This window comes from Myxococcus llanfairpwllgwyngyllgogerychwyrndrobwllllantysiliogogogochensis (assembly GCF_006636215.1).
Taxonomy (GTDB): domain Bacteria; phylum Myxococcota; class Myxococcia; order Myxococcales; family Myxococcaceae; genus Myxococcus; species Myxococcus llanfairpwllgwyngyllgogerychwyrndrobwllllantysiliogogogochensis.
Genome location: NZ_VIFM01000320.1, coordinates 1 through 12,067, shown reverse-complemented (window position 1 = coordinate 12,067; position 12,067 = coordinate 1). Strand labels below are relative to the sequence as shown.

At 69.5% G+C, this 12,067-nt stretch carries 12 protein-coding genes; 5 read left to right on the top strand and 7 right to left on the bottom strand.

Translation table 11 applies throughout. From position 1 onward, the window contains the following. A partial coding sequence (locus tag FJV41_RS43415) for an ATP-dependent helicase (protein ID WP_141648512.1) occupies nucleotides 1-2,038 on the bottom strand: 2,038 nt, incomplete at its 3' end. 34 nt (nucleotides 2,039-2,072) lie between these two features. Here FJV41_RS43415 and FJV41_RS43410 point away from each other — a divergent pair. Beyond that, on the top strand, nucleotides 2,073-2,636 hold the full coding sequence (locus FJV41_RS43410) for a hypothetical protein (RefSeq protein WP_246137789.1): 564 nt from the start codon (nucleotides 2,073-2,075) through the stop codon (nucleotides 2,634-2,636). A 29-nt stretch (nucleotides 2,637-2,665) separates the two neighbouring features. Continuing rightward, entirely contained in the window at nucleotides 2,666-3,163 is a 498-nt protein-coding gene (locus tag FJV41_RS43405) for a caib/baif family protein (protein WP_174458550.1), read from the top strand. Between the two features lie 27 nt (nucleotides 3,164-3,190). Here FJV41_RS43405 and FJV41_RS43400 read toward each other — a convergent pair whose 3' ends face one another. Together FJV41_RS43400 and FJV41_RS43395 are read right to left on the bottom strand one after the other, a co-directional pair. Then, nucleotides 3,191-4,378, bottom strand: coding sequence for a class I SAM-dependent rRNA methyltransferase (locus FJV41_RS43400; RefSeq protein ID WP_141648511.1), 1,188 nt, complete (start codon nucleotides 4,376-4,378; stop codon nucleotides 3,191-3,193). A gap of 5 nt (nucleotides 4,379-4,383) precedes the next feature. Beyond that, complete coding sequence (locus tag FJV41_RS43395) at nucleotides 4,384-5,601, bottom strand: metallopeptidase family protein (RefSeq protein WP_141648510.1); 1,218 nt, start codon at nucleotides 5,599-5,601, stop codon at nucleotides 4,384-4,386. A gap of 108 nt (nucleotides 5,602-5,709) precedes the next feature. Here FJV41_RS43395 and FJV41_RS43390 point away from each other — a divergent pair, with 108 nt between their 5' ends. After that, nucleotides 5,710-6,291, top strand: coding sequence for a Maf family protein (locus FJV41_RS43390; RefSeq protein WP_141648509.1), 582 nt, complete (start codon nucleotides 5,710-5,712; stop codon nucleotides 6,289-6,291). Nucleotides 6,292-6,303: 12 nt separating this feature from the next. Here the strand turns inward: FJV41_RS43390 and FJV41_RS43385 are convergent, their stop codons facing one another. Beyond that, entirely contained in the window at nucleotides 6,304-7,266 is a 963-nt protein-coding gene (locus FJV41_RS43385; RefSeq protein ID WP_141648508.1) for a DHH family phosphoesterase, read from the bottom strand. Between the two features lie 13 nt (nucleotides 7,267-7,279). Further along, nucleotides 7,280-8,362, bottom strand: a complete 1,083-nt coding sequence (locus FJV41_RS43380; protein WP_141648507.1) for a zinc ribbon domain-containing protein — start codon at nucleotides 8,360-8,362, stop codon at nucleotides 7,280-7,282. A 406-nt stretch (nucleotides 8,363-8,768) separates the two neighbouring features. Between FJV41_RS43380 and FJV41_RS43375 the strand changes: the two genes are divergently transcribed. Further along, entirely contained in the window at nucleotides 8,769-9,011 is a 243-nt protein-coding gene (locus tag FJV41_RS43375) for a hypothetical protein (RefSeq protein WP_141648506.1), read from the top strand. 69 nt (nucleotides 9,012-9,080) lie between these two features. Here FJV41_RS43375 and FJV41_RS43370 read toward each other — a convergent pair whose 3' ends face one another. Together FJV41_RS43370 and FJV41_RS43365 are read right to left on the bottom strand one after the other, a co-directional pair. Next, nucleotides 9,081-9,332, bottom strand: a complete 252-nt coding sequence (locus FJV41_RS43370; RefSeq protein WP_141648505.1) for a hypothetical protein — start codon at nucleotides 9,330-9,332, stop codon at nucleotides 9,081-9,083. Nucleotides 9,333-9,601: 269 nt separating this feature from the next. Continuing rightward, complete coding sequence (locus tag FJV41_RS43365; protein ID WP_141648504.1) at nucleotides 9,602-11,101, bottom strand: TolB-like translocation protein; 1,500 nt, start codon at nucleotides 11,099-11,101, stop codon at nucleotides 9,602-9,604. A 118-nt stretch (nucleotides 11,102-11,219) separates the two neighbouring features. On the opposite strand from FJV41_RS43365, the gene FJV41_RS43360 reads away from it, so the two are divergent. Beyond that, nucleotides 11,220-12,017 carry a TatD family hydrolase gene (locus FJV41_RS43360; protein ID WP_141648503.1) on the top strand — a complete coding sequence of 266 codons (798 nt, stop codon included), beginning with the start codon at nucleotides 11,220-11,222 and terminating at the stop codon, nucleotides 12,015-12,017. The last annotated feature ends 50 nt before the right edge of the window (nucleotides 12,018-12,067 follow it).

Sequence of the window (12,067 nt, the reverse complement as noted above, 5' to 3'; positions counted from 1 at the left end):
CCGGAGCCCCGGGCGCCGGCTTCTTGAAGCGCTCCTTCAGGTTCGCGAAGAAGTTCTTCTCCTCCGGCGTGGGGTCGCCTTGACGCGGCGCGTCCATGGCGACGTGCTCGGCGACCTCTGGGGGGAGGTCCTCCAGGAACCGGGAGGGCGTCCGGGGGACTTCCTTGCCGCGCTTCACGCGGGTGACGGCGCGCGTGAGGTACAGCGTCTCCTTGGCGCGGGTGATGCCCACGTAGCAGAGGCGGCGCTCCTCCTCGAGGTTCTGCGCCTCGCCCTGCATGCCTCCGTGCGGCATCAGGTCCTCCTCCATGCCGATGAAGAAGACGAGCCGGTACTCCAGGCCCTTGGACGCGTGCACCGTCATCAGGGTGACGCGGCGGTTGGCGCCAGGCACGTCGTCTTCCTCCTCCTGCTTCGTGTCCAGGCTGAGGCGGTTGAGGTACGTCAGGAGGCTGGCCTTGGGGCCCTCGCGCTTCTCGAAGCGCTCCAGCGAGCCGAGCACCCCATCCACGCCCTTGAGCTTCTTGTCCGCGCTGGTGGCGCTGGGCGCGTGGGCGCGCGTGGCCTCGCGAAAGCCAATTTCCTCCAGGAGCTTGCGCGTCACGGTGGCCAGCTGGCCGTGCTCGTACGCGGCGCGGTAGCGCTCCACCAGCTCCACGAACTCGCGGACCTTCTCGCCGGCGCCGGGGGGCAAATCCTCGTACTCGGTGGCCTTGCGCATCACCGTCCACAGGGTGACGCCCTCGGAGCGCGAGTGCCCGTGCAGCCGCTCCATCGTCACGTCGCCGATGCCCCGGGACGGGACGTTGACGATGCGCATGAGGGAGATTTCATCCAGCCGGTTCACGATGACCTTGAAGTACGCGATGACGTCCTTCACCTCGCGCCGGTCGAAGAACTCGCTGCCGCCCACGACTTCGTAGGAGATGCCCTTCTCGCGCAGCATCTCCTCCACCGGGTGGGACTGGCCGTTGGTCCGGTAGAGCACCGCGATGTCGTCCTCGGGGACGCCCAGCGACACGTGCTTCTGGATTTCGTGCGCGACAAAGCGGGCCTCCTCCTCGTCATTGGGGCACGCCACGACCTTGACCTTGGGGCCGCTCTTGCGGTCGGTCCACATCTGCTTGGCCTTGCGCTCGGGGTTCTTCGCGATGACGGCGTTGGCCGCGTCCAGCACCATCTGCACGGAGCGGTAGTTCTGCTCCAGTCGCACCTCCTTCCCACCCGGGAAGAAGTGGTCGAAGTGGAGGATGTTGCGCACCTCCGCGCCGCGCCACGAGTAGATGCACTGGTCGTCGTCACCCACCGCGCACACGTTGCGCGACTCGCCGGCCATCAGCTTGAGCACGTCGAGCTGGGCCATGTTGGTGTCCTGGAACTCGTCCACCAGGAGGTAGCGGAAGCGGCGCGTGTACTTGACGTAGAGGTCCGAGTGCTCGCGTAGCAGCCGCGCGGGCAACAGGAGCAGGTCATCGAAGTCCACCGAGCCCTGCGCCTTCAGCGCCAGTTGGTAGCCCGGGTACACCATGTGGGTGATGAGGTCGTAGTCATCACCGATGCCCTCCGGCTTGGGCTCCGGGGCCTTGCCGGAGTTCTTCGCCTTGGAGATGAGGTTGAGCACCTTGCGCGCGTCGAAGGCGCGGTCGTCGATGCGGTGCTCGCGCATGGCGCGGCGGATGATGGCCAGCTGATCACCCATGTCCGCGATGGCGAACTTCTTGGGCCACCCCAGGCGATGGATGTCCTCGCGGAGCATCTCCGCGCCGAAGGCGTGGAAGGTGCACACCAGCACGCCCTGCGCGCGCGGCCCGGCCATGTGGACCAGGCGCTCCTTCATCTCGGTCGCCGCCTTGTTGGTGAAGGTGACGGCGAGGATGTTGCGAGCCAGGATGTGGTCTGGTCGCTCGTTGAGCAGGTGGACGATGCGGTGGGTGATGACGCGAGTCTTCCCGCTGCCAGCACCCGCGAGGACCAGCAAGGGCCCCTGGAGGGTAACCACGGCCTCGCGCTGCGGAGGGTTGAGCTTCGAGAGGTCCATTGCGCGCGGGCCGGGGATACCCTTTGATTCGTCCGTGCGCGACAACTTTCTCCTCCGCCTCACCGCCGCCCTGCTCGCGCTCGCTCCAGGTGTCGGATGCCTGGACCGTGACGGCGCCTCACGCGAGGTGGAAGCCTCCGTGCCCGCCGCGAGCGCGCCCTGCGTGTACTTCAAGACGCTGGCCCCCTTCCTCCCAGAGACGCTGGAGGGGTTCACCGTCGCGCGCACCCAGGGCTCCACCGGCAAGTACGGCGAGGTGTCCGTCTCCGAGGCCGAGCGCCTGTTCACCCGAGGTGAGGGACGAGAGGTGAAGGTGCGCATCGTGGACACCACGATGGGCGAGAAGATTGGACAGGCCATCCGCGACGCGGCGGAGCGGGCCAAGGACCGGGCACCCAGCGACCCGGCGGCCCCCATCCACTGGAAGGACGCGGTGGGCTTCGTGAGGTACGACGCGGAGGAGTCGCTGGCGGAGGCCAACCTGCTGGTGGGCGACCGCTTCGTGGTGGCCGTCACCAGCCGGGGTTTCCCGGGTACGGTGGAGGTGCGGCGGGTGGCGCGTGGAATCGACCTGGCCGGGCTGGCCCGGCTTCAGTGAGCCCCGACAATGGGCAAGGAGTGTCCCGGGTGGTGAAGGAGAAAGGTACGCGGCCCGACGCAGTGGATCCGCTCGCCGCGGAGAAGGCCGCACGCGCGTTGGTGGCGACGCTCGGCAAGCGGGAGTTCCTGGAACAACTCCAGAAGCTCACCAAGAGCTTTGCGTCGGACCCCGGCAACCCCGGCTCCTACGCATGCGAGGGATGTCAGCGCTGCGCCAACTGCATGTTCTGCAAGGACTGCGACAGCTGCTTCCAGTGCACCCACTGCACGCGGTGCGAGCTGTGCAACAACTGCTCGCACTGCGTGGAGTGCAAGAGCTGTCACGCGTGCGCCTACTGCCTGCAGAGCGAGAACTGCACCACCAGCGCGTACCTGGTGCTCTGCCGCAACCTGCAGGACTGCAACTACTGCTTCGGCTGCGTGGGGCTGGCCAAGAAGGACTTCCACATCCTCAATGTCCCCTTCCCTCGAACCGAGTACTTCAAGGTCGTGGGCAAGCTGCGCAAGGAGCTGGGGCTGTCGTGAGCAGCCCCGTCGTCCCCGTGCGCGCTGCTAGAGGGCGCGCACGTAGAGGGCCTTGAGGTACTCCGTCTCCTGCAACCCACCGAGCACCGGGTGATCCAGGCCCGCGCCCCGGCGCTCCAAAATCTGAATCGGGCGCTTGGCGTCCGCCGCGGCGCCGAGCAGCATCTCCTCGAAGCCCGCGCGGTCCAGCTTGCCGGAGCACGAGCAGGTGACGAGCAGTCCGTCCGGCTTCAAGCAGCGCAACGCGCGCAGGTTCAGCTCGTGGTAGGCGCGCAGCGCGGTCTCCAGGCCCTCACGGCGCTTGGCGAGCCCCGGCGGGTCCAACACGATGGTGTCGAAGCGCCGGCTCTGTGAGTCGAAGCGCTTGAGCACATCGAAGGCGTTGGCGTTCTCCACGCTGACGTTCGTCCGGTTGTTGGCGCGGGCGTTTGCGCCGATGCGCGCCGCGGCCTTCTCGTCCTGCTCCACCGCGAGCACCGACTCGGAGTTGCGAGCCAGGGCCAGCGCGAAGCCACCGTGGTAGCTGAAGAGGTCCAGCGCCTCGCCGCGCGCCAGCTCTCCGGCGCGCAGGTGGTTGTCCACCTGGTCCAGGAAGGCGCCCGTCTTCATGTCGCCCAGCAGGTCCACTTCGAAGCGGTTGTCGCCCTCGTGGTACGTGAAGCGAGACTCGCCCTCGCCGTGCAGGAAGCGCGACTCGCGCGGAAGGCCCTCGAAGTCGCGGCCGGAGGCGTCGTCGCGGCACACCACGTGGGTGGCGCCGGTGAGTTCCACCAGCATCTTCGCCAGGGACTCCTTGCGGGCGTCCATGCCCTCGGAGAGCGTCTGGAGCGTCAGGCCCTTGCCATAGCGGTCCACGAAGAGGCCGGGCAACTGGTCCGACTCACCATGCACCAGCCGCAGACCGTCGCGCCCGGACAGCGAGGACCTGCGCGCGAGCGCGGCCTCCAGGCGACGACGGAAGAAGAGGTCGTTCACCGGCTGCTCGCGAGGGGGCTTGCGCGTCAGCAGCCGCAGCGCCAGCGGGGAGCGCCGCGCATAGAGGGCCTGGCCAATGGGGTTGCCCTGCGAGTCCACCACCAGCACCACCGCGCCAGGGCCCGTCACGTCGGGCGGGGCGGCCAGCTCGGTGCGGTACAGCCAGGGGTTTCCGGTGCGCAGGGACTTCGCGCCCTTGGGAGTCGTACGTGCCACGGGAAGCGTTACGTTGATGGCCATTCGCGTCACTCCAGGCCGCGCGCGGCCAGTTCTTCATCGTCCTCCCCTCGCAGATGCCCGATTTCGTGCAGCAATGTCACGCGAATCTGCTCGCGCAGCTCCGCCGGCGTGCGCACGGCCCTCGCCAGGTTGCGTCGGTAGAGCACCACGGAGCGGCACGGTGTCTCGGTTCCGTCGCACGGCGCGCCCAGCGGCGGACCTCTGAACAATCCAAGGATGGTGGGCGACAGCGGAGGCTGGTTGGCCAGCAAATCACCCTCGGCGGGCAGCTCCTCCGCGGTGACGGGCACTCCCTCCAGGTCGCCCCGCATGTCCACGGGCAGCTCCGACACGGCCCGCGCCACGTCCACGCGGAAGGCGTCCTCGCCAGGCAGGGGCGGCGTCGGGAAGTCCTCCGGCGCCAGGCTCCGGGCCTTGTCGAAGTGGACCTGCGCCTGCTTCCACTTCCCCTCTCGCTCCAGCAGCAAGCCCAGGTGCTGGTGCGCATGCGCGGCGCGCTCCGCGTCGGACACGAGCCCCTGGAAGGCCACCTTCGCCTCGGCGAAGCGACACAGCTCGAAGAGGGCCAGGGCCCGCTCGTAGAGCGCTTCCCTGCTGCCCGGCTCCCGGGCCAGGACGATGGCCGCGCGCGCCAGGGCCTCTTCCGACTGGCCCAGGTCGTTGAAGGCCATGGCCGCCACCAGCGCCAGATGCGGAATCAGCTCCGGAGGCGTGCCGGGCTGAGACAGGCCGCGCTCGGCGTAGAGCGTGCCCAGCTCGTCTCGCTCGCGCGTGGAGGGCAGCTGCACGGCATAGAGGTGCGCCGCGCCCAGCAGCGCATCCGAGTCCCCCGGGTCGATGGCCAGCGCCCGCGCGAAGGCGAGCTGGGCCTCGGGCTCGCGTCCCAGCGCGGCCAGCGCCACGCCGCGCTCGGCATGGGCCGCCGCGAGGTCCGGCTCCAGGGCCGCCGCCTGCGCCGCGCACGACAGCGCCTCCTCGAAGCGACCTCCGTCGTAGTACCCGCGCGCCGCGTCCAGCGGCGAGCTGCCCTGCGCGCGACACACCGCGAGCGGCTGCACGGGACGCGAGGCGACGTCGGCACCTTCCGCCGGGGAGGCATTGGCCGCCGGGGCCTTCACCGAGGACACCTCCGGCGGACCGGCGTCTCCCGTCTCCGGGGCCGAGGCGTTCCGCTTACACGCGGTGAGGAGAAGGCAGAGGGCGAGCAGACCGCGCCGCGACATGGGGCGTCAGGCTACGGCATCACCTCGTGGCCGGGAAGCGGGGACGTGCATGCTCGCTCGGCAGGCGGCATCCCCGAGCGCGCTCGGGTGAACTAGGGTGGGAGCCCCATGAGAGACTTGATTCTGGCGTCCACGTCCAGCGCCCGCCGAGCGCTGATGGATGGCCTGGGCCTGCCCTACCGCACCCAATCCCCAGGGGTGGACGAGACAGTGGCTCCCCACCTGTCCGCGAAGGAGGCCGTCCGGGAGCTGGCGGCCCGCAAGGCCCGCGCGGTCCACGCGCGCAACCCGGACGCATGGGTGCTGGGCGCCGACCAGCTCGTCGAAGTCGCCGGCGAGACGCTCACCAAGCCCGATAACCGCGACGCCGCGCGCGGGCAACTGGGCAAGTTGCTGGGCCATACCCACGACATCCACACCGGCGTCTGCCTCGTGGGCCCCGGAGGCCACGTCAGCGAGGCCGTGGAGACCGCCCGACTCACCTTCCACGCCGTGACGCCCGACGAGTTGGAGCGCTACCTGGACCTGAACGAGTGGGAGGGCTGCTGCGGCAGCTACCGCGTGGAAGGCGCGGGACAGGCCCTGCTGGCGCGATTGGACGGAGACCGCTCCAACGTGCAGGGCCTGCCCATGGTGACGGTGGTGCGACTGCTGCGGCAGGCCGGCTTCCCGTTCTTCGAGCGCCGGTAGTCCGCCCCTCCGTCAGCCCGCGGTGGACAACTCCGCGAGAATCTCCTGATACGCGGCGCGGGCCTTGTCGGACTGGTCCGCCTTGAAGCTGGCCGCCGCTACCACTGGGTGACCGCCACCGCCGAACCGACCGGCAATCGCCGACAGGTCGTGCTTGCGCAGCTCCGGCTTCCACGGGTTGGAGCCGAGCGACACCTTGGCTCGCGACGCGCCCTTGCCCACCCACAGCGTGTAGCGCGCATCCGGATAGAGCGCGTACGCGATGAACTTGTTGAGGCTGTCGACGCCCTCGTCCACCAGGTCGAAGAAGACGACGCCGCGCTCGTAGCGGGCCTTCGCTCGCACCAGTTCGATGTGGCCCTGGTGACGCGAGAGCAGCGGGGCCAGCGGCGTGGCGATGAGCGGCGAGGCGGCGAGCTCCGCGAGCGATTCCGACTGCATGCGCCGGATGACCTCGGGGATGAGCGCCGGGTCCTTGTTCGCCTCCAGCACCGTCATGATGCGCAGCGCGGGCTCCTCCAGCGCCACCGCCATCTGGGGCGACGGAAACTGGGCGCCGTCGATGATTTCGGCCCAGTGGATGAGGTCCGAGAGCGACGACGCATCCCAGCCGAAGCGCTCGTGCGCCACGTCCGCCAGGTACTTCGTGCAGCTCTTGCGGTGCCCGTCGTGGAACTTGCGCCCGCTCGTGTCCGCACGGAAATGCGCCTCGTCCCCTGGCTGCTGGAAGGCGGAGGCATGGTGGTCGAACCACCACGTCAGCCGCGCGTCCTGGCTGTAGCGGAAGTCGACGATGACGTTCTCCTCGCCAGTGAAGACCGCCGGGTCGATGCCCTCCGCGCCCGGCTTGTGATTCAGGCCCTGGTAGCCAAAGGCCGCGTCCGCGCGGACGCGCTCCCGATAGAAGCGGGAGAACACCGCGGCGCTCGCGGCACCGTCGAAGCAGTTGTCGTGAAAGAGGACCTGAACGTTCATGGCGGGCTGCCCTTTACTGCAACGCGAGTCCCTCGCCCACCGCCGCGAAGGCCGCGGCCCCCTGCGCATCGCCCGTCTGTACATCACCCGACCCGGCGGCGACGACGGCCAGCCCCACCAATCGACCATCCGCCAGCAGCCCGCAGCCCAGCGTGCCTCGCGCCCCCGCCGACGTGTTCAGCGCGTAGAGCTGCGTGCGGCCACCCAGCGCCGCGGGCGCGGGCCGCGTCAACGGCGCATTCGACGCCCCACCCAACGAGCGCAGCAGGCCCTGACACCCCGCCGCCAGCGACACACCCGGCGAGCGCTCCACCCACAAGAGACCGAAGCGTCCCCGCGCCACGTCGCCGAAGCCCACGCCGCTGCCGTTCAGCGTCGCCGTGGGCAGCACCAGGTGCGTGGAGAGCTGCTCGCGCGTCAGCCGCTCCCACCCCACGGGCAGCTCCAGCCGGTATCCCAGCTCGCTGCCGACCAGGAGCTGGCGGACGCCGCCACCGCCCCCCGGAGTCAGCGTCCCCGGAATGGCGAGGAGCACCGACGACGCCAGCGCCACGGCGAGGCCCAGGCCCAGGCCCACGTACCGCCGCGCGGCGCCAGGCTCGCCCAGCACCAGCGTCAGCGCCACCAGTCCCAGCGCGAAGTAGGCCACGTGCACCGGGGCCGTCGGCGCCGCGCGCGCAAGCCATGCCGTGGCCAACAGCTGCACCACCAGCCCCGTCTGCGCGAGCCCCTTCGCGGGCCCCCGGTTGACCACCAGCACCAGCGCGAGCACCAGGTCCAGCGCCACCAGCCCGTACGTCCACGAGGGGTCCTGGAGCGAGCCCAACACGCCACCGGCTCGCAGGAACCACGCCGCCGCGCTCGCCCCCAGCACACCCGCCACGGGCCCTGGATGGGCGGACACCGCGCTCGTCACCAGGTCGCCACCGAACACCGTGGCGTCGTCGTCCACCGCGTCCCCCAACCTGTCCAGCCGCGTGCGGCCGACCTTCTTGTAGGACTGGAGATGATCGAACGGCTCACCACAGGCGGGACAGGCCGTGGCACCCCGGGGAATGGGGCTATGACCGCAGCTCGGGCAGAGGGTCTGAGGCATGCGCCGGCGTATACCGCACTGAACACTCCGCCCACGAGAGCGCGACGCGCGTGTCAGCCTCACCCCGCAGTGCCAATTTTTCGACCAAAAGGGCGGGGCTCGAATGACACCTGAGTCATTCAAGACTGAGCACACTCGCAGTCCTTGCGGCTTCTGGCCGACTCTCGACTCTTGAACGAAACGTCGAGATTCCCGGGCTGGCTGAACGAAAAATCTCGACAGAACGAGGAATCGGTTCCGAACCCCGACGTTTACCGTGAGGTGGTGAACCTGGAACCCTGCTTCACTACAGGGAAATCCCGTAGAGCAGGTTACCTGCCAGGTGAGCCTTCGACTGGCACCTCGTCTGCATATGTCAGACCCCAGGTGTACTCACCCGCGCTGAACCGCGTGGTGGGAGGAGCACATGGCCAAGAGGACGACACGCAAGAGCGTCACGGTCCGCAGGCAGGGTCGCCGGGTGATGCCCGCGCTCCGGCGGACGGCTCAGCGGGCCCGGGTGGCCGCGGAGAGGGCCCAGCTCACCGTGGGGGAAGTCATCGCCGCGGCCTTCGACACGGCCGGTGGCGAACTCGGTGAGGCGCTGGAGGTGATGACCTCGCCCCAGATGGCGCGGGCCCTAGGGCGCCGCATCATCGTCGTAGGTTGAAGCACGACAGCGTCCCAGGCTCCCTCGGGCCGCTCCCTCGACTCGGGACGCGGCCGGGAGGTCTGGGTGTCAGTCTCCCGCCAGCAGTTCGCTGGTGTAGTTCTGCTGGGTAGGCTCGCCCGCGAGCGCGCGTGAGAAGTCCTCGGCGTTGTTCGGGTGCACCAGGAAGGTGCCCGCGCGCGTCTCCAGGCGCACAGGCTCCACGTCCGGGTGCGGGTCAGCGGCCACGGTGCCACCGCCGCCATCGTCCAGCCGCGCGGTCGGCACGGTGGCACAGCCAGCGAACAGCAGGACACCGAGCGTCACGAGGCCAGTCTTCATCCGAGTCCTCCGGGGCACGGTCCATACGCATGTGGCGGACCGAGGGCCCCTGCCTATTCCGGTGACACCCCGAGCCGCAAGGCTCGATGCGTCGCACGCGAAGGACGGAAGGCCCGCGCCCCGGACACTTCACCGGAACGCGGGCCGAGCACGACTCGGACTACCGGGGCTGCCTGCGCGGCCGAGCAGTACTCGACGCGTCGCTCGCGAAGGACGGCAGGCCCGCGCCCCGGACACTTCACCGGAACGCGGGCCGAGGATGACTCAGACTACCGAGGCTGCCAGCGCGGCCGGTGGTCGTCGCTGTCACCCGTCTGGAGGGTGTAGCCCGCCCTGGGATGGACGATGGCCGCGTTCACCGGAGCGCCAGTGGCGGGGTCGACCTGTTGGACGTTGAGCTGCCCCGCCTTGATGAAGGCAACGAAACGTCCGTCCGGAGAGAACGACGGGAGCGTGCCGTCATCCGCGAGCCGCACCTCGGTGCCCGTGGCGGTGCCATCCTGCGGATTGATTGCGCGCAGGAAGACGGCGTTGCCCGGTCGCGTCTGGCAGGGAGAAACGCCCCCGCCGCACAGCACGGCATCTCCCGTGGTGGGCTTGAAGTAGTACGCGCGCACGTACGCGGACCAGGTCCCATCCGGAGCCCAGATGGGACTGGCGATGAACGAGTCGATGGTGCCATCCGTGGACGTCTCCGTGGAGACATCCGCGATGAGCTGGGGCTGCCCACCCCCCGTCACGTTGAGCGAGTACAGCCTGAACAGCGGCACGGGGATGGCGTCCCCGGCGAACGTCACCATTTCGTTGTTCGGGTTGGACAGGAACAGGAGCTGGGAATTGACGTGGTTGTAGTGCGCCTGCTCCGCGGTGGCCCCCGAGTTGGCCAGGGGCGTCGGCGAAGCGCCGAGGCTCGAGGTCAACAGGCCCTCGCCCGTCACGTTGTAGACGAACGTCGTGCCATCCGGAGCCCAGTCCGGGAACGCGCCCGTCGTCGTGGCCTGCGATACCACGCTGCCCGCGGGGTCCGTCGACACCACGGAGATGCCGGAGCGGCTGCTGCCGTTCTGCCGCACCCAGGCGATGGAGCTGCTCGGCTCCCACTCCATGGAGCGGAAGCTCTCCGTGTTGCCCGAGCCCCCATCCGCGAGGACCAGGGCCTGCCCCTGGACGAGCGGAACATCGCGCACCGTCAGGTCACCCGCGACCTTCTCCGCGGACGTGTCCACGGCTCCCTGCGCGAACGATACCCGCGTGCCGCTCGGTGCCCAGCGCGGGTAGCGGCTGTCCGTATCCCCGTCCGACAACGCCGTCATGCCCGGCGTGTCGTAGCGCATGACGAGCGCCTTCGAGACGCCCGCGTCGTCACGCCCCGTCACGGCGACATGCTGCGCCTGACACGTCAGGGGTGTGCCCTCACAGCGCAAGCCCGCGATGCAATCCGCGGAGGCCGCGCAGCTCTCGCCCTTCCCCGCCGTGCCCTGGCCTCCACCATCCGCCGGGCCCGCATCCGGCACACCCGCGTCAGGCTCTCCCGCATCCGGGACACCCGCGTCAGGCTCTCCCGCGTCAGGCTCTCCCGCGTCCGGCTCGGGAGGAGCGGGAATGGGACGCTGCTCACATTCATTGTCGGCGGTGCAGACCCACTCCTGCCCCTCGGCGGGCTGGCCATTGTCCGCGCGACAATCGAACTGGTCGACGCACTCGTCAGCACACCCCGACGAGAGTACCCACAGCGCGCAACACAGCGCCCCGACGACTCGCTTGTCCATATTGCCCCTCCAAAAAAGAGGAGGGCGTATAGCCTCGGGAAAATGACCGCGATGGTTCCCCGGGGTGGGTTCCAGAAGCGTGTTCCTGATTGAACGGCGATGCCCCACGGCGTGATGAATGATCGACACCCACTGCCATCTCGATGCGACGCGATTCGATGAGGACCGAACCTTCGTGCTGGAGCGAGCCTGGGCCGCGGGACTCCAAGGCATCCTCATCCCCGGCGTGGGCACGCATGACTGGGAACCCTTGCTGGAGCTGTCCCGGAACGAGCCCCGCATCCAGGTGGGCCTGGGCATCCACCCCCAGCTCCTGCCGGAGATGACGCCCGAGGAAGACGACGCGGCGCTGGAGTTGCTCGACGCGCTGTTGTCGAAGGGCGGCGCGGTGGCCGTGGGCGAGTGCGGACTGGATGGCCCGTCCCTTCCCGGCGCGCCGCTGGAGCGACAGGTGTCGGTGCTCCAGAGGCACCTGGCGCTCGCGCGCAAGCACCAGCTCCCCGTGTTGATGCATTGTCACCGACTCCATCCCGCGCTCATCGAGCTGCTCAAGCAGGAGCAGATGCCGGAGGCGGGCCTGCTCATGCACAGCTACAGCGGCGGCGTGGAGCTGGCGCGCTTCTATCTCCAGAAGGGCTGCCACTTCTCCTTCGCGGGCCCGGTGACGTGGGCGGAGGCACGCAAGCCGCTGGACGCGCTGCGCGCCATTCCCCTGGAGCGACTGATGGCGGAGACGGACGCCCCGGACCAGGCGCCCACGCCGCACCGGGGGGGCCGCTCCGAGCCGGCCTACCTGCCCCACATCCTGGAGGGGATGGCCCGCGTCCGAGGGGAGCCCCTCGACGAGGTCGCCCAGCGGACGACCGAGAATGCCCGCAGGCTCTTCCGGGAAGGTTTTCCCCCCGCTTCGCGGTAGGCGAGCGGTCGCGTTATAGAGGACTCCCATGAACCCGCAGCCCCCACCGC

Bases quoted from the DNA above. Each gene is read 5' to 3' on its own strand.
- FJV41_RS43400 (WP_141648511.1), bottom strand. From the start codon at position 4,378: ATGGCCATCAACGTAACGCTTCCCGTGGCACGTACGACTCCCAAGGGC.
- FJV41_RS43395 (WP_141648510.1), bottom strand. From the start codon at position 5,601: ATGTCGCGGCGCGGTCTGCTCGCCCTCTGCCTTCTCCTCACCGCGTGT.
- FJV41_RS43390 (WP_141648509.1), top strand. From the start codon at position 5,710: ATGAGAGACTTGATTCTGGCGTCCACGTCCAGCGCCCGCCGAGCGCTG.
- FJV41_RS43385 (WP_141648508.1), bottom strand. From the start codon at position 7,266: ATGAACGTTCAGGTCCTCTTTCACGACAACTGCTTCGACGGTGCCGCG.
- FJV41_RS43380 (WP_141648507.1), bottom strand. From the start codon at position 8,362: ATGCCTCAGACCCTCTGCCCGAGCTGCGGTCATAGCCCCATTCCCCGG.
- FJV41_RS43375 (WP_141648506.1), top strand. From the start codon at position 8,769: ATGGCCAAGAGGACGACACGCAAGAGCGTCACGGTCCGCAGGCAGGGT.
- FJV41_RS43370 (WP_141648505.1), bottom strand. From the start codon at position 9,332: ATGAAGACTGGCCTCGTGACGCTCGGTGTCCTGCTGTTCGCTGGCTGT.
- FJV41_RS43365 (WP_141648504.1), bottom strand. From the start codon at position 11,101: ATGGACAAGCGAGTCGTCGGGGCGCTGTGTTGCGCGCTGTGGGTACTC.
- FJV41_RS43360 (WP_141648503.1), top strand. From the start codon at position 11,220: ATGATCGACACCCACTGCCATCTCGATGCGACGCGATTCGATGAGGAC.